We start from the raw sequence: 20,185 nt of genomic DNA on the forward strand, positions 1-20,185 counted from the left end.
CTTTTTCTTTATGCTGAATTCTAAATACCGTGGGTTCGATAGAATTTTTATTAGCCATAAATCCGTCAAATTGAGTGGTTTTTCGTAATGAAATGAAGAAAAATTGTATCGAAATTAGGATTTTGCTTAGAGACCGATCTGGATGGTCTTGTCCTGATAGATATCAAAAGCACACTCCCTAAAGGACGGGGGGCCAAAAAGTTTCATTTTGGCATTGGAGAAAGCCACCTTTTCCTTGGGAATACCCATCCAATTGGTGTCCAACTCATCATTTCCGTTCTTGTCATAAAAAAGGGCAACGGCATAGTTGCCATTGGGGACCCCTTCCAAAACCACTTTGGTATTCCCCTTGTTGGCAGCCACCGATTCTGAAAGAAACACGCGGTCAAATTTTAAAAATCCTTCGGCATCATTGTACAGGGCCACACTTATTTTACCCATTGAATCGGGGACGTCATTTACCGTTACTGTTAATTTATGCTGTGATTGTAACACCATGACCTGGCCAACCAACAACATCCACAGTACAACGTTTTTCTTCATGTTTAAAACAGTTAAAAAACCAATAACACAAAAACAGGGCCAACTATGTCAAAACCAAGGTGGGCCTATGTCTATTTATAAAACTTTCCTTATTCCGTGGTAGGGTCCATAAAAGTCTTGAGGGTTGTATAGATTTTTTGGGTCTCCAAACTATCGGTCAAATTTAAGTAGAGTTCCCGTGACTCCCCATATTGGATCTTCAGTTTCCGTTGCTGCAAATCGTCCACAAAAACATAGATCTTGTTTCCCGATACGGAATCCAGGAAGACTCCTTTTTCCCGGGTCAACCAGGAAAAACCGTTCTTCCGTTCCATTTCGGGGATTCTGGGAACAAATTCCACCCCATGTATGTTGGCCAAAGGTATTCGCTGTTGGTAAAAACCGGAAACCACCTGAAAATGGCCCTCTTTGATTTTGGTATAGTTTTTATAATGGAGTATAAAGACAAAAGTGCATAGCAAAAGGGTAGCAATAATTAAAATATTCCAAAACCAATTACTCCTTTTCTTCATCTTTTGAATCCTTCCTATACTTATCGAACCAGGCCACGGTGTGTGAAATCTTGGTGATGAGGTTACTTGGCCTACTGGCAATTCCATGGCTGGCTCCAGGTATTTCTACCAGTACCGTCTCCTTTTTGCGCAATTTTAGGGCATGGTACAGTTGTTTGGCCTCACTGGGCGGGGTACGCAAATCGTTCATCCCTACCATCACCATGGTTGGGGTCTCAATATTACCAACGAGGGAAATGGGCGAAAATTTCCAGTAGTGCTCAAAATTTTCCCATGGCTGCCCTTCATAGCGGGTATTGGCGTAACCAAAATAATTGTCCGCCACCAAGGTCTTACTGATCCAATTCATAACGGGCTTGGCGACCACCGCCGCCTCAAACCTATTGTTCTTCCCGATCATCCATGCGGTCATAATTCCTCCAGCGGAACCTCCCGTGACAAACAATTGGTCTTCATGGGCAATCCCCATTTGTATGCAATGGTCAACACCATCCATGGTATCATCATAATCCTGTCCCGGATAATTACGGTACAATAAATTTCCGAATTCCTCCCCATAGCTGGTACTCCCCCTGGCATTGGGATAAAATACCACATAACCCGCAGCGGCATAAAGTTGCATCTCAATGGAAAATCGGTCCCCATAATTCAAAATAGGCCCTCCATGATTCTCTACCATAAAGGGATATTTTTTGGACGCATCATAATTAGGGGGATAAACCACCCATCCTTGAATATCCCGATTGTCATAGGAAGATTTGTACCAAACCTCTTCCACTTTGCCCAGGGTCCTATAATCCAAAAGTGCGCCATTTAAATCGGTGACCTTCCGGGGGGTTTTTGCTTTTACGGGCACGATGGCCAATTCCGCCGGATAATCCGGTCTGGAGTGGGTATAGGCTATGGCCCCATTTTTGGAAACGCTGTACGTGCCACTACCATAAGGTCTTCCCAACGTAGTGCCTCCGCGGTCATCTGCCAGTTTGGTCACCTTTCCCGAGAGCGTAATATGACCTATTTTTCCATTGCCCTTATCGTCATAATTGAAATATAGTCCCCCACTTTTGGAATCCCAGGTAATATTGGAAATACTCCTGTCCAAATCATCGGAAATACTCCTTTTGTTGCTTCCGTCCGCATTCATAAGATGGAGTTTGCGGACCTGGTAGGCCTCCCTTTTATCCTCATTGCCGATATAGGCAATATAACGCCCATCCGGTGAAACCTGGGGGCCATAGTCTGGACCGTCCCTATCGGTCAGAGCGGTAATGTTTCCGGACTCTACATCCACGGCATATATTTCACTGTTGCGAAAGCGATATTCCCAATCCTCCACCCTATTTGCGGAGAAGTAAATTTTTGAACCGTTCGGGGCCCATGACAGGGTCCCGCGATGATGCCAGTCCCCTGAAGTAACCTGTCTTGGGGCTCCCCCATTTGAAGGCATCACAAAAATGTGATTGAACCCAGGTTTGAGATACCCACGTCCATCCGCTTCATGATAGACCCTATCCGTAATCCTAGGTGTATCCGCCCATTTGGCCCCTTTGGGTTTTTTGGGCATTTTGGCAATCACCGGAGGAGACTTGGGCACATTCATGGAAAAGGCCAAATACGCCCCGTTCGGCGACCAGGTCAATGAACTGGGAGCAAAAGGCAGTTGGGACAATCGGGCTGTTTTCCCTGTTTCCACCCAATGGATATAAATTTCCGAGCCTTCATCCGTACTGCTGGAAAAAGCAATTCGATCCCCACTGGGAGACCATTTTGGGCCATTTTCGGATACCTCGCGGGAAGTTAGTTTTTGGTGTTGGCTCCCATCTGTCCGTATCAACCAAAGATTGCCCCAGGCACGGTCCTTCATGATATCAAAACCCATACGCCGATAAACCACCCAATCTCCGTTTGGGGATATCTGTGGGTCTTGGACATACTGTAAATCAAAAACATCCAAATAAGAAAAACCGGGTTTTTGGGCATTTGAGAGCAGCGCAATACATAGTATTGCAATAAAACTGGGAAATAGTCGCATTTTCTTGTTTTTAGTAGCTTCTAAAGGTAGCCAGAAAGGGAGGTTTTGGCAAACTACTTTTCTTAACAATTATCTTATATCTTTAGGGCAACAACCCAATTTTCAACCAATTAGTCCGCCTTTACACACCCATCCAATACCATTAAAAACGAAAACAGCGCTCATGAAAAATACCATCCTTTTGGCACTATGCGTCATCTTTACCTTTATAGGATGTAAAAACAAGGATGCAGAAAAAACTGCCGAATCCATAAACATCGCCTTTACGACCAATGATTATGCTGATCTCGTCGACCTCTTTCATGAATGGCGTTCCTTTGAAAACCCACCAAAACTTGAGGGCGCTCCGGATTATACCAAAGCAACCTTTGAAAAACGTTGGCCAGAATTCAAGGCGTTGCAACAAAAGCTACAGCAAATCGATACTACGGCCTGGGCAATCGATCGGCAAGTGGACTGGATGATCGTTTGGGCCGAAATGAATGGGTATGATTTTAACCATAGGGTTTTAAAGCCGTGGGAACGGGATCCCGCATTTTACAAAACCGTTTGGACCTACAAAAGCGATGTTCCCGCACATGAAGGGCCAACACATCATGGCACTACGGAACTATGGACCTATGAATTTCCACTTTCCGAAAGTGAAAAAGAACGGTTGATCCGTGACCTGAAGATCATTCCCCCTTTGAACGAACAAGCGCAACTGAATCTTACAGGCAATGCCAAAGACCTATGGGTTACCGGAATAAGGGATATCAAAACCCAAAGCTTGGTTTTAAGTGGGGTTCTTGAAGAACCCGAAGTTAAGAATCATACTGAATTGGTAACGGCTCTTAATGATGCGATCGGCGCTACCGATGCATTCGCCCAATGGTTGGAAGAAGAAGCAAAGACAAAAACGGGTCCATCGGGTATTGGCAAGGAAAACTATACGTGGTATTTACGGAATGTACATCTAGTGCCGCTTACTTGGGAAGACGAAGTCATGATTTTGAAACGGGAATTGGCCAGGGCATGGGCTTCGCTAAAACTGGAGGAACACAGAAATCGCAGTTTCCCTGAATTGGTTGCCGCGGACTCCCCGGAAGCGTATGATAAAATGGCTGATGAATCGGCAAGAAGTTTGATTGATTTTCTAGATCAACAGGACATTGTTACCGTAAAACCCTATTTTGAGCCCGCACTTCGTGAACAATTGGGAAGTTTCGTGCCCGAAGCGAAACGTAATTTCTTTTGGATCGGGGCGCATTATGACCAACGACCCCTCTATTCGCATTTTTACCATTGGTTTGAACTGGCCAGAATGGAAATTGAACCACACCAAAGCGAAATTCGCAGGAAACCCCTGTTGTACAACATTTTTGATTCGCGCAATGAAGGTATGGCCACTGCCGTGGAAGAAATGTTTATGGATGCCGGGCTATATGAGGATTCTCCCAGAAGTCGGGAAATTGTCTATATCATGATCGCCCAACGAGCGGCACGTGGATTGGGATCACTTTACGCCCATGCCAATGAAATGACCATGGAAGAAGCGGGTGGCATCCACTCGGAATACACCCCAAGGGGATGGATGAAGACCGAAAAGGAACTGCTCATCTTTGAGCAGCATCTCTATTTACGACAACCGGGTTATGGCACCAGTTATATTACGGGAAAATACCTGATGGAAGCCGCTATGGCCGATTATGCCCGAATTTTGGAACTAAGGGACCAACCCTTCAGCACCAAGGCCTTTTTTGATACCCTCAATAGTATGGGTAACATCCCCATGGCGTTGGGGCATTGGCAAATGACAGGGGAAAAAGGGTATCTAAAAACCATTTTTGATGATTAAATACTTTCGGCACATCCACCAAACGGGACTTTTAGGCACCCTAAAGGAACCAGGGGCAAACAAACACGGCAATATCGACCCGTTATCACCATATATTTGGCCAAACCGCTAACGTCTCCTGTTTTATTTGGGCCGTATCAATACAACTTGAGATGAACAACAAACACTTAGTTGAATATACAGATTCCAGAAAGTTCAAAATTACATTGGCGACCCTTTCCGGATTGTTCATTTTTTTGTTTCTATTGTTCTTCCAACCTTTTGGCGTCAATAACTACAGACCGGATGAAAAAATTACTCCGCTGCTCATTCTGGCCCTTTTCATTTTTGCCTTAGTGGTCATTTTAGTTCTTCTGCTGTCAGAATTTATCATCTATTATTGGCTCTTCCCTAAAAGCAGGCCACGCCACTATATGGTTTGGGTTATTTTGGAGTTATGGTTTACGGCCAATGCCACCTTTATGGTCTACAATGTTTTGGGTGGTTTTCATGACTTTTTGTTCCCAAGCTATTTTAAACATCTTCTTGAAATTGGTTCCATTTTGGTCATATCATTCATTGGAATTCACTTTTATTTTAAGCACATCCAAGTAAAAAGGGAGTTTGAGGAGGTACTTTCCGTTGTAGGGGATAAGTCCAAACCAGATGGGATGATCCTACTAAAGGGCGATTATAAAAACGATGAAATTGCGCTACCTCTGGAAAATATCCTATTCATTAAATCAGAAGATAACTATGCCAGTATCCACTATCTCGAAAATGGGACCGTAAAGCAGTATTTGATCCGGTTGACCTTGGCCAAACTGGAAAAGAAACTGACCTCAAACGCCATCCTTCGGATCAGCCGCTCCATACTGATCAACAAAACCCATTTGGAATCCTTTAGAAATCAATCAGGCAGCCTAATAGTAAAACTACATCACATCCCGGAACCCTTTGAAGTTTCCAAATCCCGTCAATCCAAACTATTGCTGCAACTAAAAAAGCCTTCCCTATCCTCCGATCCATCCCTAAAACGGTGATGTTCATCCCTAAACCGCAACTTCGGGTAACAGTACTTGCTTCCATCATGTCTTCTTGTTAAACAAAAACCAGTAGATCATGAAATCAAAAAGATTACATTTAAAATTAGGGGTTGCCCTACTATTGTCCATGGGAAACCCTTTTGCCGTTTTTCCCCAAACCGAAACGGCCGAACGTATTCTAATGCGTTATGTTGATGATTATCAAAAAGACGTTGCCCTTACCAAGGATGCTCTTTTTGGAATTAAGGTAGATACCGTATTCTGGCATGTAAAGGCCAAGGCCAAAACCAAAAGTGGTGCGGCCTCGGTTCAATTGTTCAAGGGAGAACCTACAACGCCTACCTACTATTTTAAACGGATCTGGCTACATTGGAAAAGATCGACAAGGGTGAGCTTAATGCCCTTACGGCATCCGCAAAAGCTTTTTCCACGGATGTTACCCCTTTTGATGTGGATACCATGACAGGTTTTCAGCCGAATACGGATTTTGTGGACGATATGTTTTCGGTATACTTTCACTTTTGGACCAGGGGCATCCCCGAACGCATCCCCTTCGGTTTGGATTACACCCGCTTTACACATGGGGCACAAGCATCAATTTTCTATTACCAAAAAGGATTTCGCTCAGGATACTTTGCCCTAAAAAAAGGACAGCATGCCAATGAGGACGAACGTTCCAAAAGCAATCCATTTCCTTCGCTCTTTATCGCCATTAAAGGAGAGGCCATCATTATCATTGATGGTCTTACCACGACAATGAAGGCGGGCGAGGCCATATTGGTCCCGGCCAACAGTACCCATGAATTCTTAAATGAGAACGACATCCCTTTTGAAGGTTTTCTGTTTATGTTTGGGGAAGGGGCATAAAAGTAATCCCATCCAAAGAAAAGCACCTTGGTTTCACTGGAATCCAAGGTGCTTTTCAACACTACTCCCTTAAGGAAGGAATCCATTTAAAATGCGATTTCTTAGTATATTTAGAAACAACCTGAAGCGCAGTGATCCAATTCTTCCGCCACATCCGCCAAACCCTGCTTGCCGAGAACAAATTCTCAAAATACCTGCTGTATGCCGTTGGTGAGATTGTCTTGGTGGTCATCGGCATTTTAATTGCCCTACAAATCAATAATTGGAACGAAAGCAGAAAAAGTGATGTGCTCCGAAAAACATACGAAAAGAGTCTGAGTGAGGAGTTAAAGGCAGACCTAAGGCAATTGGCATCCTTGGACAGTATGTTCTCAGCACGGGAAAAGACCATTCAGGATTACTTTGACCATTTCAACACGGTTACCTCCAATTTGGATACCCTAAAAATGAAAATGGACCAATTGCGTACCAGCAAAAACACCTTTAACAGTACGGCTTATACTATAGAAGACCTTATTACAACAGGAAATCTGGCCTTGTTCGAAAAGGAAAAGAAAGAGGCAATTTTAACGCTAAGGAACACCCATGAAAAAAACACCTATTACGAACAGATCACAATCAACACCTTGATGAATAAGGAAGAACTGTTCATAGCAAATACCGATTTGGCCTTTGACCTTGAACGCTCCCTTTCGGAACACGCCGAGGTACGAAATTGGAAGGATGATTTGGCTTCCAGGCAGTATCGCCTGTTGCACAATTACCTTTCCAGCACCGTAAATCTGTATAAAGCACAAGAGATTTTCAATGAAAGGGTACGAAAGGACACCGAGATCCTCTTAGCGCTTTTGGAATAACCAACGAATTAAAAAATTATACAACCCAGCCATGGATTTTTCAGGAAAGCATATACTGGTGACAGGCGCCTCAAGGGGCATTGGTAAGGCAACCGCAATCGAATTTGCAAAAAAGGGGGGCATCGTCGGGCTTAATTACCGATCCAATCAAAAGGAAGCGGAAAAAACACTTTCTGAATTACCGGGCAAAGGCCATCAACTCTTTCAAAAAGACATTGGAAAAAAGGAAAACTGTCAAGAACTCATCAATGAATTTGTTGGTTCCCATGGTCAACTGGATGTGTTGGTCAACAATGCGGGCATTTCAATTTTTCATGAAATTGACAAGGTCGATTTTGATCACTGGACCCATGCCTGGGAGGAAACCTTTAAAACCAATCTCTTTGCCGCAGCCAATATGAGCTATTGGGCCGCACAGGCCATGATGAAAACGGGCGGGGGCCGAATCGTCAACGTTTCTTCCCGTGGTGCCTTTCGCGGAGAACCCACAAAACCGGCCTATGGGGCCAGTAAGGCGGCACTAAATGCCATGACACAGTCATTGGCCAAGAAATTGGCCCCACATCATATCTATCTGGGCGTAGTGGCCCCGGGGTTTACCGAGACCGAAATGGCCGCCAAGACACTGACCCCCATGGAACGTGGGAACCTGTTGCGGGAATCCCCTTTTCAACGTATGGCCCAACCCAAGGAAGTGGCGCATGCCATATTGTTTTTGGCTTCGGAAGGCGCGGAATATTCTTCGGGGACCATTATAGATGTTAATGGTGCCTCCTACTTAAGAAGTTAATACGCTCAATAGTTGGAAGAACCTTTTATATATGGCTTTCTCAGCGCCATACACATAATGGCGGGGCTCCAAGGGCTGCTTTTGGCAACAATTCTCCTTTTCAGCAAAAGGTTTGGATCTACATCCAATCGGTTTTTTGCCATGACCCTTTTGGGGGTCTCCATAATTGTTTGCTATGACTTCTTCTACTATTCCTTTGAAGAGGAAGAACTGCCCTTGGTCATTCAGTACATGCCCATTTACATAAGGACTGCAATTCCCATAGGGCTTTATTTCTTTGTCCGTTATTTGATCAATCCAAAAAGCCGATTGAACAAATGGGAACGCTTTTGGTACCTGCCCATTTTAGTGGAAGTCTTTATAGAACTGGCCTACATTCCAGTTAATTTCTTCTTGGAAGAAGATATCATAGTCAGTGCGGAATATGCACTTCTTATAACCGAAGAATCCATTGGACTTCTCACAAACGTTGTTTTACTGACCTTGGTTGTTCAAAAAATAAATCGCTATCAAAAGTTTCTTCTAAACCATTACTCGACCCTTTCCGGGAAAAGTCTGATAGGATTACGAAACCTTATCATCATCTTTTTAGTGATAGTGGTTATTTGGCTTTTGAGTCATATGCAGTTTATTCTCGGGTATGACAATGAGGGCATCTACACTTTGGTATCCCTGGGATTGATTCTTTTTCTTTTTTTGATGGGTTATTTTGTGATTTTACACTATTCCCTATTTAAGGTCGTCCCTTATGATCCGGGAAAAACGCATTTGAAAGCCAAAAAAAAGCTATCCCCAAAAACGGACGAATACCACCAAAAACTACTGAACATGATGGAAACCGAAACGGTTTATACCGATCCGGAGCTAAACCTTCCATATTTGGCGGAACTACTCAAAATCAGCCCAGGGTATCTTTCCCAGATCATTAAGGAAAAGGAGGGCAAAAACTTCTTCGAGTTCGTCAACCAATATCGTGTAGCGGAGGCAAAAAAGAAATTAGTGGATACCGATTACAATCAATACAGTATCATGGGAATTGCCCTGGAAAGTGGTTTCAACTCAAAATCCACTTTCAATTCCCTGTTCAAAAAATATACCGGGCAAACGCCTTCTTCGTTTAAGAAATCATTTCAAGCTTCGCATTGACCCCAGAAATGGGTGCGAAATACAACACTTTTAAAAAGTTCGGACCTGACCTGGAAGGTGATTACCATATTTGCTGGGTAATCTTAATCAGTTCCAATAAAAATGAATAGAAAAGAGTTTATTGCAGCCTGTGGTTTATTCGGCATCTCATTGCCTTTTCAATCCGTAATCCAAGCCTGTTCCAATGATGATGAAACATCGATAACCGCGGGTAGTTTTAATGGTGCTGTCCTGATTATTGGTGCTGGGGCCGCAGGTATGGCAACGGCTTATTTGTTACAACAACAGGGTATCGAGTACCGAATTTTGGAAGCGGACGTTTCCTATGGTGGGCGTTTTCGTACCAATACCTCCTTTACGGATTTTCCGATTTCCTTAGGAGCGGAATGGCTTCACGTTTCGGAATCAGAGCTGCCAGCAATTGTAAATGATGGTTCGGTACAAATCAATACAATGACCCAACGCTATTCTGCTTCGGATACTTATGGATATTTCAGCAATGGGGAACTGAACGTTGCTGAAGTTGGAAATGAAATCAACAGTGTTATCGACCAAAAATTTAGAAATTCCTCGTGGTTCGATTTTTTTGAGGCGTATATCGTTCCCAGTATCCGCAATAAGATGCAGTTTAACACCGAAATTGTTTCCATTGATTATTCGGGCAGCAAAGTTACGGCCCGCGACACACAGGGTTTAGCCTACGAAGCGGATAAGTTGGTACTCACCGTTCCCTTAAAAATTTTGCAGTTGGGCAAAATTGACTTTACCCCGTCTTTGCCGAACACTAAACAACGAGCCATAGCCCAGGCAAATATTTGGGGAGGTATCAAAATCTTTTTGAAGTTTTCGGAGAAATTCTATCCTACGTTCCTGGAGTTTGATGATAGCGAGACCAACGAGGGGCAACGCATCTATTATGATGCCTCCTATGCACAGAACACATCGGAAAATATTTTGGGGCTATTTGCTGTGGGAAAACAAGCCGAGCCTTACCAAAATGTAAATGGGGAAGCCCTAAGAAACTATGTTTTAAATGAATTGGATATCATTTTCAATGGGAAGGCCTCAGAAACTTTTCAGGACATCCTGGTGCAGAACTGGAACGAACAGCCCTTTGCCCGTGCCGCTTATTTGGCCGATGTAGCATCAAGTTCCACATCTAGGGCCATGGCCAAATCAATCAATGGCAAACTGTATTTTGCTGGGGATTCCTATACCGAGGAAGACGATTGGAGTGCAGTCCACGTTGCGGCCCGTTCTGCCCGGAATGCTGTTCGCGAACTGATTCGCTGATTCCATTTCGCATCCCACTTCGTATCTTAGGAGCTGAAAAGCTCAGGTATGGCAACACCCATACACAACGAAGATCAAATCCATAAAAAGTCGGGGGGGTTCAAACGTTTTGAAAAGTATCTCGGGGAATTTGTCTATGGCGGTATTGACGGCTGCGTAACCACCTTTGCCGTGGTAGCCGGATCTGTTGGAGCCGGACTGGACAGTGCCATTATCATCATTTTAGGGTTTGCGAACTTATTGGCGGATGGATTTGCCATGTCCGTTGGGGCCTACCTCTCCACCAAATCGGAACAGGACAATTACAACAAGCACAAACAGGTGGAATATTGGGAAGTGGAGAACCTTCCAGAGCTTGAAAAAGAGGAAATTCGCGAAATCTATGCCGCCAAGGGTTTTAAAGGGGCGTTATTGGATCAAGTGGTGGAAGTACTAACACGCGACAAGGAGGTTTGGGTAAACACCATGATGAAGGAAGAGTTGGAAATGATTAAGGAAGAACGCTCACCCTTTTGGATTGGGGCAACCACCTATATGTCCTTTATCTTGATCGGTGTAATCCCCTTGTTCATTTATGTGGTGGATTACATCTCTCCACTGGATAAAAACCTATTTCTGATCTCCTCCATTTTAACCGCAATCGGTTTTATACTCATTGGATGGTTAAAGACCTATGTAAATCAAACCCCGATACTCAAAGGAATTTTGGAAACCCTTGTTTTGGGGGGAATCGCAGCAGTGGTGGCCTATTTTGTGGGTGACTTTTTGGAACAATTGATCGTTGGATAACAGATACAGGATGAAAGCAGCCACCGTTTCCCAACTTAAAAAAGAATTACAACATCGCAGTCCAGAGGAATTATTGGAACTCTGTTTGCGATTGTCCAAATTCAAAAAGGAGAACAAGGAACTCCTTACCTACCTTCTTTTTGAGGCGGATGATGAAGCAGGATATATTGAAACCGTAAAGACCGAAGTGGATGAACTGTTCCTGGATATTAATACAAATAGCTATTTCTACATTAAAAAAAGTGTCCGTAAAATTCTAAGGGCCCTAAAAAAGTACATTCGTTATTCCGGTAACAAAGAAACTGAAGTGGTACTCCTGTTATACTTCTGTGAAAAACTCAAAAATTTCACCCCATCCATTCGCAGAAATATCACTTTAACCAATTTGTATGAACGGCAATTGGCCTATCTGGAGAAAAAAATTGCCCTCCTCCATGAAGATTTGCAATACGATTATGGTGTTCTGCTTGAAGAAATCAGACATTAGAATTAACAAAATATTACCTATAGGTTGATTGCGAGGGGGTTATCTTGAATTCAAAATCCAACCAGCATGCGAAACCTATGGCTTCTTGTCCTGTTCATCCCTTCCCTAAAGGCGTGGAGTCAACAAAATCCGGATTACGCCACCTATCATCAAGAGGTATTGACCGCCGAAGCACGAATTGCCAATCGCGACTTTAAAGGTGCACTGCAGCAACTGGAGCAGATCATGATGGACTATGATTTTGTCTTTTTAAAAGAGTACAAAATTGCATCGCAACTGGCCCTAAAAACCGGGGATACCCTAAAGACCCTCCAATTATTGGAAGGGGGGATCAAATCGGGATGGCCGCTAAAGGAAATCAAGCGAAATGCTTTCTTTAAACCCTTAAAGCGGAGTCCGTCCTGGAAAAAACTAATGAAATCATACCCTGTATTAGCCACCGAACATCAAGGGACTATTAATGGCAAACTTCGCGAAGAGGTCCATGACATGTTTAAGAGAGATCAAAAATTGGCCTTGGGTTACCTTTTTAGAATAGGTCAAAAAGCAAAGGAAAAATACGCGAACAAAAAAGTGGTCCCCCACACCAAAAAACAAATGGAGCAGTTGCGGACCATCTTGGAAATCCATGGTTATCCGGGGGAGAAGTTAGTAGGTGATGGAACCTGGATGTCCGTGATATTGTCCCATCATAATTCGGTTTCCGAAGACTTTAGCAAGCGGGATACGTTGTACGAGGCCCTTAGGCCTCAACTGCTTGTGGCCATCACCAAAGGTGAACTGAACCCGTATGAGTTTGCCCTAATTGAAGATTGGAGAATCGCCGTAAAGTATGACCGTCAAAAGGCGGGTTATGGGTATATTGAATATCTCAATAAAGATCAGCTATCCCAATCCAACGCGCTGCGAAAACAATTGAACATAAGATCAATAGCACTCCGGAACACGTTGGTCGACATCCAGAAGGAAACCTATATGGACTTTTACCTGGCCGGTTCCGGTTGGGTCAACGGAAAAATAGGGTTATAGCTATGGTCAAAACCCACACTACTTCTTTTGAAAAGGCATTAGTTTAAACATATGGATCATTACGCAACACTTAAGGACTACTGCAACGCCATAAACATTCCCTCCCCCAAATGGGAGGACTTCGATGTACGCACATTTGAAGAAAATATGAAAACTGTCGCGCACAAAATGCCCTCGTTTAAACACGAGTTCTACGCCATTGCATTAAAGCTTGGGGGCAGTGGCTATGCAAAAACCGGAAATTACTCAACAGCGGATCTTACCGCCACCGTCTTTTTCAATTCCCCTTATCAAATCATACAATGGGACATTGCACCCGATTGGAATGGTTATTACATCATATTTTCCGAAGACTTTTACCAATTTGGGCAGCCCAAAAAGAAAATCAGTACCGATTTCCCTTTTTTCTTGGTGGACAACACCATCCCTCTTGAAATCTCGGAGCAGGAGGCATCACTTTTCATCGGCACGTTTGTGGATATTTTAAGGGAGCATAAAAAAAACGATGCGACATCAAAGACCATCTGCCATTTAAATACTTCCATTCTTCTCCATAAAGTGGCCCGCCTTTTTAAGGAAAAAGTCCCTACCCGGCAACAGACCCACATCCACAGGGACAATGATTTAGCTTTGGTAAGTCGTTTTAAAACATTGGTCGAGACCAGCTTTTATCCCGACCAAGCTTTCGAAAATGGGGAGCCCCACAAGGTACAGTTCTATGCGGACAAGTTGCATCTACACCCCAATCATTTGAATGCCGTGGTCAAACGAATTGCTTCCCAATCCGCCTCGGAAATCATTTACAAACACATGGTTGCCCTGGCCAAATCGCGATTGCAAAATACCGAAAGGTCGGTCAAGGAAATTGCGTTTGATCTCTATTACAATTACCCCAACCACTTTGCAAATTTCTTTAAAAAACAGACGGGAATGACCCCCAATCAGTTCCGAAAGGGGCAATGATCACTTCTTTTTTATGGTTTCTTTGAATTCTGTACTTCCTGCTTTGAATACGATACTTTTTGGCCAAAGCCTGCCCTTAACTTTGGGATATCATTTAAAAATCAAAAAATCATGAAATACAAATTATTGGGAAATACAGGACTACGGGTCTCAGAAGTGGCCCTGGGAACAATGACCTTTGGTACCGAAGCTGGCTGGGGTGCCGATAAGGAAACCAGTAGGAAAATGTTTGACGCCTTTGTCAATGCCGGTGGTAATTTTGTGGATACCGCAAACGAAATTTATACTGGTGGGACCAGTGAAAAATTTACTGGGGAATTTATCAAGTCGAATCGGGAATACATCGTTTTGGGCACTAAATATACGGATGCCATGCCGGGCAACGACCCGAACAGGGCCGGTAACAGTCGCAAAAATATGATGCAATCCCTGGAACGAAGCTTAAAACGTTTGGACACGGATTATGTTGATGTATTTTGGGTACACGCATGGGATTTCATGTCTCCCGTACAAGAGGTAATGCGCGCTTTGGACGATATGGTGCGCCAGGGTAAAGTGTTATATCTCGGCATTTCGGATGCCCCGGCTTGGGTCATTTCCAAAGCCAATATGTACGCCCGTATGAACGGATTGACCCCTTTTGAAGCCTCCCAGATTGAGTACAGTCTCATCCAACGCACGGGAGAGCGCGATTTACTGCCCATGGCCAAAAGTGAGGGCATGACCACCTTGGGTTGGTCGCCATTGGCTTCGGGAATCTTGACCGGTAAGTACAGTCAAAAAAATGGAAAAGCCAACAACCCGGGAAATCGAAGATTGGACACCGCTTCATTTGTAGCCCTGACCGATAGAAATTTGGCCATTGGGGATAAAGTGGTCGAAATTGCGGAACGAAACAATATCGCTCCATCAGCCGTGGCCATTGCCTATGTAAAGCAAAAAGACATCATTCCCATTCTTGGGGGTACTAAGGCAAGCCATATTGAATCGAATCTAAGAAGTATAGATTTCGAATTGAGCGCAGAGGATATAAGGGAACTGGATGAAATCAGTGCTATGGAACTTGGGTTCCCCTATGACTTTTTGAAGAGTACACAGGCCGTAACCTACGGTGGACAGTTTGAGAATATTGTACATAACCGTCCCTTTATGCTTTAAGGAAACAGCATTATGAAAACTACAACCAAAATAGCCTTGGTAACCGGTTCCAATCGTGGAATCGGTTTTGCCGTTGCCAAAGGATTATTGAAAAACGGAATCTCCGTTATTTTGACCAGCAGAAAGGAGTCTGATGGCACAGCAGCAGCAGCGAAACTGAACAGCGAAAATGTCTACCATCATTCCTTGGATGTTACCTCGCCCGAAAGCATTGACCAACTTGCCAGTTATGTGGAAAAGGAATTTGGTAGGTTGGATATTTTGGTCAACAATGCGGGCATCAATTACGACACTTGGCAAAACGTTGCCAACGCAGATTTGACCAATGTTCAGGAAACTATGGAAACCAACGTGATGGGGCCATGGCGAATGATTCAGGCTTTTTTGCCCCTAATGCAAAAAAACAATTTTGGCCGTATCGTAAATGTGAGTAGCGGGGCCGGGGAATTGTCGGCCTTAACCGGGGGAACCCCGGGTTACAGTATTTCCAAGGTGGCACTGAACGCCTTGACCATTACCTTTGCAAGGCATCTAAAGGGGACCCATATTTTGGTCAATGCGGTTTGCCCAGGTTGGGTGCGTACAGAAATGGGCGGGAGCGGGGCCCCAAAAAGCCCAGAAGAGGGTGCTGAAACCATCGTTTGGGCAGCCTTGTTCCCCGATGATGGCCCCACGGCTAAATTTTTTCGTGATAAAAAGGAAATCCAGTGGTAAGCAGTTCCCCTGCTTTTAAAAAAGCCATACCAAAATGACATCATTGGTTGTTTTGGGACCATTCTACCATCCCGAACCTTTACGAATACAATACATCTTTGAATTCTGTACTTCCCCCTTTGAATTGCGTAGCGCATGCCCTATTCCCCAAGATTACTTTTACACCATAAATAATTGATAACACAGATCAGCTAAAAAAAGTAATATGAAAAAAGTAATCACAACAGCCACTATCGCCCTTGGTTTGATAGCCTGTATAAACGAAACAAAAAAAGAAGTATCAACTGAAAACGAAACAGCTATGACAACAACGCAAACTGCAACCACGATCGAGACCTCACAAATCGATGCCGTAATCAAGACCTTGTTCAATGGAGTGGATCAACGGGACTGGGAAGCCGTAAAACGGACCATGGCCGATTCCGTGTATACCGATTACACTGCTTTGGGCGGGGATTCCGGATTCAAGACCCCAGATGAAATTTTGACCGGATGGAAGGCCTTGCTTCCCGGTTTTGAGCGAACTGTCCATCAGGTGCACAATAAAGCCATTTGGGTAGCAGGTAACCGAGCTACCGCAACCATGGACGCCATTGCCACCCACTTTTTAAACAATGACCAATGGACCGTCTTTGTAGGCTATGATACCGAGTATGTTAAGGAAAATGATGCATGGAAAATCGCGCGAATCGATTTAAGCCTGTATGATCAAAATGGGAATACGGCATTGCCTTTGGAGGCTTTGAAAAATGTGGAAAACAATCAAATTCCTGAATTGAAAAGCGCCTCCAACGCAACCCAAACAGTAGTTGAAGCATTCTTCTCAGCTTTGGAGAATCAAAACCTTGAGGATTTGTTGGCCACTTTGGATTCCAATGTGGTTCAAAAAATGCCCCTGGCCCCAACCAACTTTCCAAAAGAACTGGTTGGTATTGAGGTCATGAAAAAACAGTACACCGGTGTTATGGACTATACACAAAGCTATCAGCGTGAGGTATTCGGCACAACGGATCCCAATACGGTTTTGGTAAAATTTGAGGGAACCATTACCACTTCCGAAGGCAAACCGTACAACAACGCCTACGTGGGTATCTATACCGTTAAGGACGGAAAAATTACTGTGTTTGTAGAACAGTTCAATCCCAATATCCTGTTGAACGGTTGGCCTGGACTGCAACCCGAAACCTATTCGGTACACGCGGCAGGTGCAAGAACGGATAGTGGTGTTATCCGGGAAGAAGTGGCCTTTAGCAGTAATGGGGTCCTTTTAAAGGGACATCTATTTTTGCCTCCCAACTTTGATGCTGCCAAAAAATATCCCGCCGCAATTGTGACCGGAAGTTGGACAAGCGTCAAGGAACAAATGCCCGATGAATATGCCAGTGTAATGGCAAAAGACGGTTTTATTACCCTGACCTTTGATTTTACCGGATTTGGCGAAAGTGAGGGCCAGCCCCGACAAGTGGAGGACTACAACTTGAAAATCGAGGATATCAAAGCTGCGGTGGATTATTTGATTCAGCATGACAATGTAGATGGGGAAAACCTTTCCGGCTTGGGGGTTTGTGCCAGCTCGGGCTATATGGCCCACGCCACCGCCCAGGACAAGCGCATCAAAACGCTGGTTTTGGTCGCGCCATGGTTGCACAATCCGGAAATTGCCAAAATGATCTATGATTCCCGTCCGGGTGGAACAGCTGGCCTTTTGCAAGCGGCTAAGGAGGCCAAAGTCAACTATGCGGAAACCGGTCAAATGGCGTATGTACTTGCAGCCAGCGAACTGGATCCCCTAAGTGCCATGTACGTTCCCCAAAATGCATTCGATTACTACCTAAATCCATCCAAAGCGGCCGGTCCAAAATACGACAACCGTTTTGCCATAAGTAGTTGGGAACCTTGGTTGACCTTTGACGGTATCTCCGTGGGTAAGGACATCGTGCAACCGGTTTTTATCGTGCACAGTGAAAGTGGGGCAGTTCCCCAGGGCACCAAGGATTTCTATGGACTGCTCCCCGGGGAAAAAGACATAAAATGGCTCAATGATTACAACCAACAGCAATTGTATTTTGAGGCCGATGCCGTTAATGCAGCTATGGGTGAAGTAGTTGCCTACTTGAAAAAGTAGCCTTCCAAACGCATAACAAAAGCTGGTCCACTGAAAAATGTAGTACCTTTTCAGTGGACTTCTTTTTTGTCCTCTTGAAACAGGATACAGAACTATGACCTCGAAATATTTCCTTTTGTCGGCCCTATTTTTTTGGAGTCAGATGACCATATTGGCCCAGGAGGAGATTACGCTGTCCCATCCGGTGAAGGAAAGCATCATTAATGTAAACACTGGTATGTTGTTGGTAAGGACCGGGAAGGAACTGTATGGGATAAGTCCGACAAATCGCTCTATTCAATGGAAAAACGAATCCTTGGGCAAAGTGAGTTTTAAATCATACCATGAAATTCCATTTACACCATTGGTCGTTTTTGAAAATAAACCTACCGTAAATTCGAAACTACTTTCAAATACGGTCAACACCAAGGGCATATCCAGGATTATGGTCAATGTGGTCAATGGAAAAGTGCTGTTCAATTCAGAAGGAATAGGGTTTAAATCCGTTAACCGCACCTTGTTGATTCCAGAACGGAAGGCCGTTCTGATCGATGGGGTTATGGACAACGAATTGGCTGTTGCCCTTTACAGTTATGAAGGTCAAAAAATGCTATGGAGGACCAACCTAACGCATTCCACTTTTTTTAAGAACCTAAAAGGCACCCTTTTTGAAAAGGAGAAAGTGCTTCTGGACAAAAAGCAAAATGTGTTTTGGTTACGAAACAATTACCTCTTAAAAATGGACGGCCCATCTGGTAAAATCCTCTATGAAAAGGAACAAGTAGCATCCATTGCGATTGACAATTCCAGAGCGGTAATTTACCTATTTTCAAATGCCAAACAAGGGGAAAAACTTAAACGGACCACGGATGTTATGGCCTATTCCGTTGGTACAATGGCGCCCTTATGGAAAAACCCTGCAAAAATCCAGGGGGCAATTACAGAAGTTGTCTTTGATGGGAACAAACTCATAGCCATTTCCTCAACAGGTTTCAATATACTGGACGACAAGGGAACAAAACAATGGGAAGAAATGGAATCACTCCCATTTATAAAGAAGATCGTCCCCGTTAATGAAGGCTTTTTGGTGGCTCAGGAAAAGTTTTTATCCCTTATTGGAAAAAAGGGAAAGAGAGTATGGAAAAAACCCGTAAAAATTTCACTTTCCAATACTGAAACGCCTATATACTTCATCAAGGAAGATTCCACAGTCATTTATATTACCCCGTCCAGGGCCAACAAAGTGAGGATTGAAAATGGAAGCAAAATATGGGATGACATCATCCTCAACGATGCAGATTTTATTTCGAGAAATCTAAAGCTTAAACTACCTACCTACAGCATCTGGTATGATAGTATTGCCAAGCAATACCCCATTTACAGCAACAATACGTTTTACGTAGTGAACGGCAGTTCGACCAGCACACCCAAACCCCTGTATTCGTTTGATTTTGGAAGGACCCTTCCAGATTTACGAATGGGAACGTATGGCTATTTCCTTGAAAATGACAACAACTTTTTTTTGTTTGATACCCTGGGCAAGCTAAAATATAAGAAAGCATACCCTTCCAATGAGGAACCCTCTTTTTTTAGGGAGGCCTATTACTACGTAAAAAGAGGGTTGGGTACGTATAGGGCCGCAACCTCCTTTGTCTACAATCAGGCCATTGAATCGGTAGCCGGAACCCTGGCCTCCGGAGAACTGGGATTCCTAACCGATTTTGGATCCAGCGTTTACGGTTCCTATCGCCTCATTCAAAACCCCAAACAAATCATCGCCAATCTTAATGAACTGGGTTTTAGTTCAGGATTGGAAACGGTTTTCGAAAGAATTCAGAAAGGTAAAAAAGGAGAGGATTATACCTTGGTCATCACCCCAAAAGCCGATGAAACCAAAGACATCATTCGGCTGCATATCCCCACTGGAAAAGAAGAACGATTGAAGCAGTTGGACAATGAGGATTCGTTTGTAATCGACCAGGTTGAAAATATCGTGTATACGTTCAACAAAAAAATAGTGACCATTGAAAATCTGTGAT

General features: G+C 43.8%; 19 protein-coding genes. 16 read left to right on the plus strand and 3 right to left on the minus strand.

All coding sequences use genetic code 11. The annotated features are described in order from the left end of the window. Positions 1–126 precede the first annotated feature (126 nt). From L0P88_RS08310 to L0P88_RS08320, 3 genes are all read right to left on the minus strand, one after another. On the minus strand, positions 127–543 hold the full coding sequence (locus tag L0P88_RS08310) for a DUF2141 domain-containing protein (protein WP_247134131.1): 417 nt from the start codon (positions 541–543) through the stop codon (positions 127–129). 89 nt (positions 544–632) lie between these two features. Continuing rightward, entirely contained in the window at positions 633–1,055 is a 423-nt protein-coding gene (locus tag L0P88_RS08315; RefSeq protein WP_247134132.1) for a hypothetical protein, read from the minus strand. Continuing rightward, positions 1,039–3,087, minus strand: coding sequence for a S9 family peptidase (locus tag L0P88_RS08320; protein WP_247134133.1), 2,049 nt, complete (start codon positions 3,085–3,087; stop codon positions 1,039–1,041). The genes L0P88_RS08315 and L0P88_RS08320 overlap by 17 nt, the downstream gene beginning before the upstream one ends. Positions 3,088–3,250: 163 nt before the next feature. Here L0P88_RS08320 and L0P88_RS08325 point away from each other — a divergent pair, with 163 nt between their 5' ends. The 16 genes from L0P88_RS08325 to L0P88_RS08400 all read left to right on the plus strand — a co-directional run bounded on the left by L0P88_RS08325 (position 3,251) and on the right by L0P88_RS08400 (position 20,184). Beyond that, entirely contained in the window at positions 3,251–4,924 is a 1,674-nt protein-coding gene (locus L0P88_RS08325; protein ID WP_247134134.1) for a DUF885 domain-containing protein, read from the plus strand. A gap of 152 nt (positions 4,925–5,076) precedes the next feature. Further along, positions 5,077–5,946, plus strand: coding sequence for a LytTR family DNA-binding domain-containing protein (locus L0P88_RS08330; protein WP_247134136.1), 870 nt, complete (start codon positions 5,077–5,079; stop codon positions 5,944–5,946). A gap of 79 nt (positions 5,947–6,025) precedes the next feature. Further along, the gene (locus L0P88_RS08335) at positions 6,026–6,412 is read left to right on the plus strand and encodes a hypothetical protein (RefSeq protein WP_247134137.1); all 387 of its coding nucleotides are present in this window, start codon (positions 6,026–6,028) and stop codon (positions 6,410–6,412) included. Next, a complete protein-coding gene (locus tag L0P88_RS08340) occupies positions 6,319–6,816 on the plus strand; it encodes a cupin domain-containing protein (RefSeq protein WP_247134138.1) in 498 nt (165 codons plus the stop codon). Before L0P88_RS08335 ends, L0P88_RS08340 begins: the two co-directional genes overlap by 94 nt. A gap of 131 nt (positions 6,817–6,947) precedes the next feature. Further along, positions 6,948–7,673, plus strand: coding sequence for a DUF6090 family protein (locus L0P88_RS08345; RefSeq protein ID WP_247134139.1), 726 nt, complete (start codon positions 6,948–6,950; stop codon positions 7,671–7,673). Between the two features lie 31 nt (positions 7,674–7,704). Further along, positions 7,705–8,463: an SDR family NAD(P)-dependent oxidoreductase gene (locus tag L0P88_RS08350; RefSeq protein WP_247134140.1), complete on the plus strand. Its 759-nt coding sequence runs from the start codon at positions 7,705–7,707 to the stop codon at positions 8,461–8,463. 12 nt (positions 8,464–8,475) lie between these two features. Beyond that, complete coding sequence (locus tag L0P88_RS08355; RefSeq protein WP_247134141.1) at positions 8,476–9,609, plus strand: helix-turn-helix domain-containing protein; 1,134 nt, start codon at positions 8,476–8,478, stop codon at positions 9,607–9,609. 102 nt (positions 9,610–9,711) lie between these two features. Further along, complete coding sequence (locus tag L0P88_RS08360; protein ID WP_247134142.1) at positions 9,712–10,902, plus strand: flavin monoamine oxidase family protein; 1,191 nt, start codon at positions 9,712–9,714, stop codon at positions 10,900–10,902. A 48-nt stretch (positions 10,903–10,950) separates the two neighbouring features. Continuing rightward, a complete protein-coding gene (locus L0P88_RS08365) occupies positions 10,951–11,691 on the plus strand; it encodes a VIT1/CCC1 transporter family protein (protein ID WP_247134143.1) in 741 nt (246 codons plus the stop codon). A gap of 10 nt (positions 11,692–11,701) precedes the next feature. Continuing rightward, entirely contained in the window at positions 11,702–12,178 is a 477-nt protein-coding gene (locus L0P88_RS08370) for a hypothetical protein (protein WP_247134144.1), read from the plus strand. 66 nt (positions 12,179–12,244) lie between these two features. Beyond that, the gene (locus L0P88_RS08375) at positions 12,245–13,207 is read left to right on the plus strand and encodes a hypothetical protein (RefSeq protein ID WP_247134145.1); all 963 of its coding nucleotides are present in this window, start codon (positions 12,245–12,247) and stop codon (positions 13,205–13,207) included. 51 nt (positions 13,208–13,258) lie between these two features. Next, positions 13,259–14,170, plus strand: a complete 912-nt coding sequence (locus tag L0P88_RS08380) for a helix-turn-helix domain-containing protein (protein ID WP_247134146.1) — start codon at positions 13,259–13,261, stop codon at positions 14,168–14,170. A gap of 111 nt (positions 14,171–14,281) precedes the next feature. Further along, complete coding sequence (locus L0P88_RS08385) at positions 14,282–15,328, plus strand: aldo/keto reductase (protein ID WP_247134147.1); 1,047 nt, start codon at positions 14,282–14,284, stop codon at positions 15,326–15,328. A 12-nt stretch (positions 15,329–15,340) separates the two neighbouring features. Then, complete coding sequence (locus L0P88_RS08390; protein ID WP_247134148.1) at positions 15,341–16,042, plus strand: SDR family oxidoreductase; 702 nt, start codon at positions 15,341–15,343, stop codon at positions 16,040–16,042. Positions 16,043–16,247: 205 nt separating this feature from the next. After that, the gene (locus tag L0P88_RS08395; protein ID WP_247134149.1) at positions 16,248–18,167 is read left to right on the plus strand and encodes an alpha/beta fold hydrolase; all 1,920 of its coding nucleotides are present in this window, start codon (positions 16,248–16,250) and stop codon (positions 18,165–18,167) included. Between the two features lie 115 nt (positions 18,168–18,282). Beyond that, complete coding sequence (locus L0P88_RS08400; protein ID WP_247134150.1) at positions 18,283–20,184, plus strand: hypothetical protein; 1,902 nt, start codon at positions 18,283–18,285, stop codon at positions 20,182–20,184. Position 20,185 lies beyond the last annotated feature (1 nt).

It is taken from the genome of Muricauda sp. SCSIO 64092 (assembly GCF_023016285.1).
GTDB lineage: Bacteria > Bacteroidota > Bacteroidia > Flavobacteriales > Flavobacteriaceae > Croceivirga.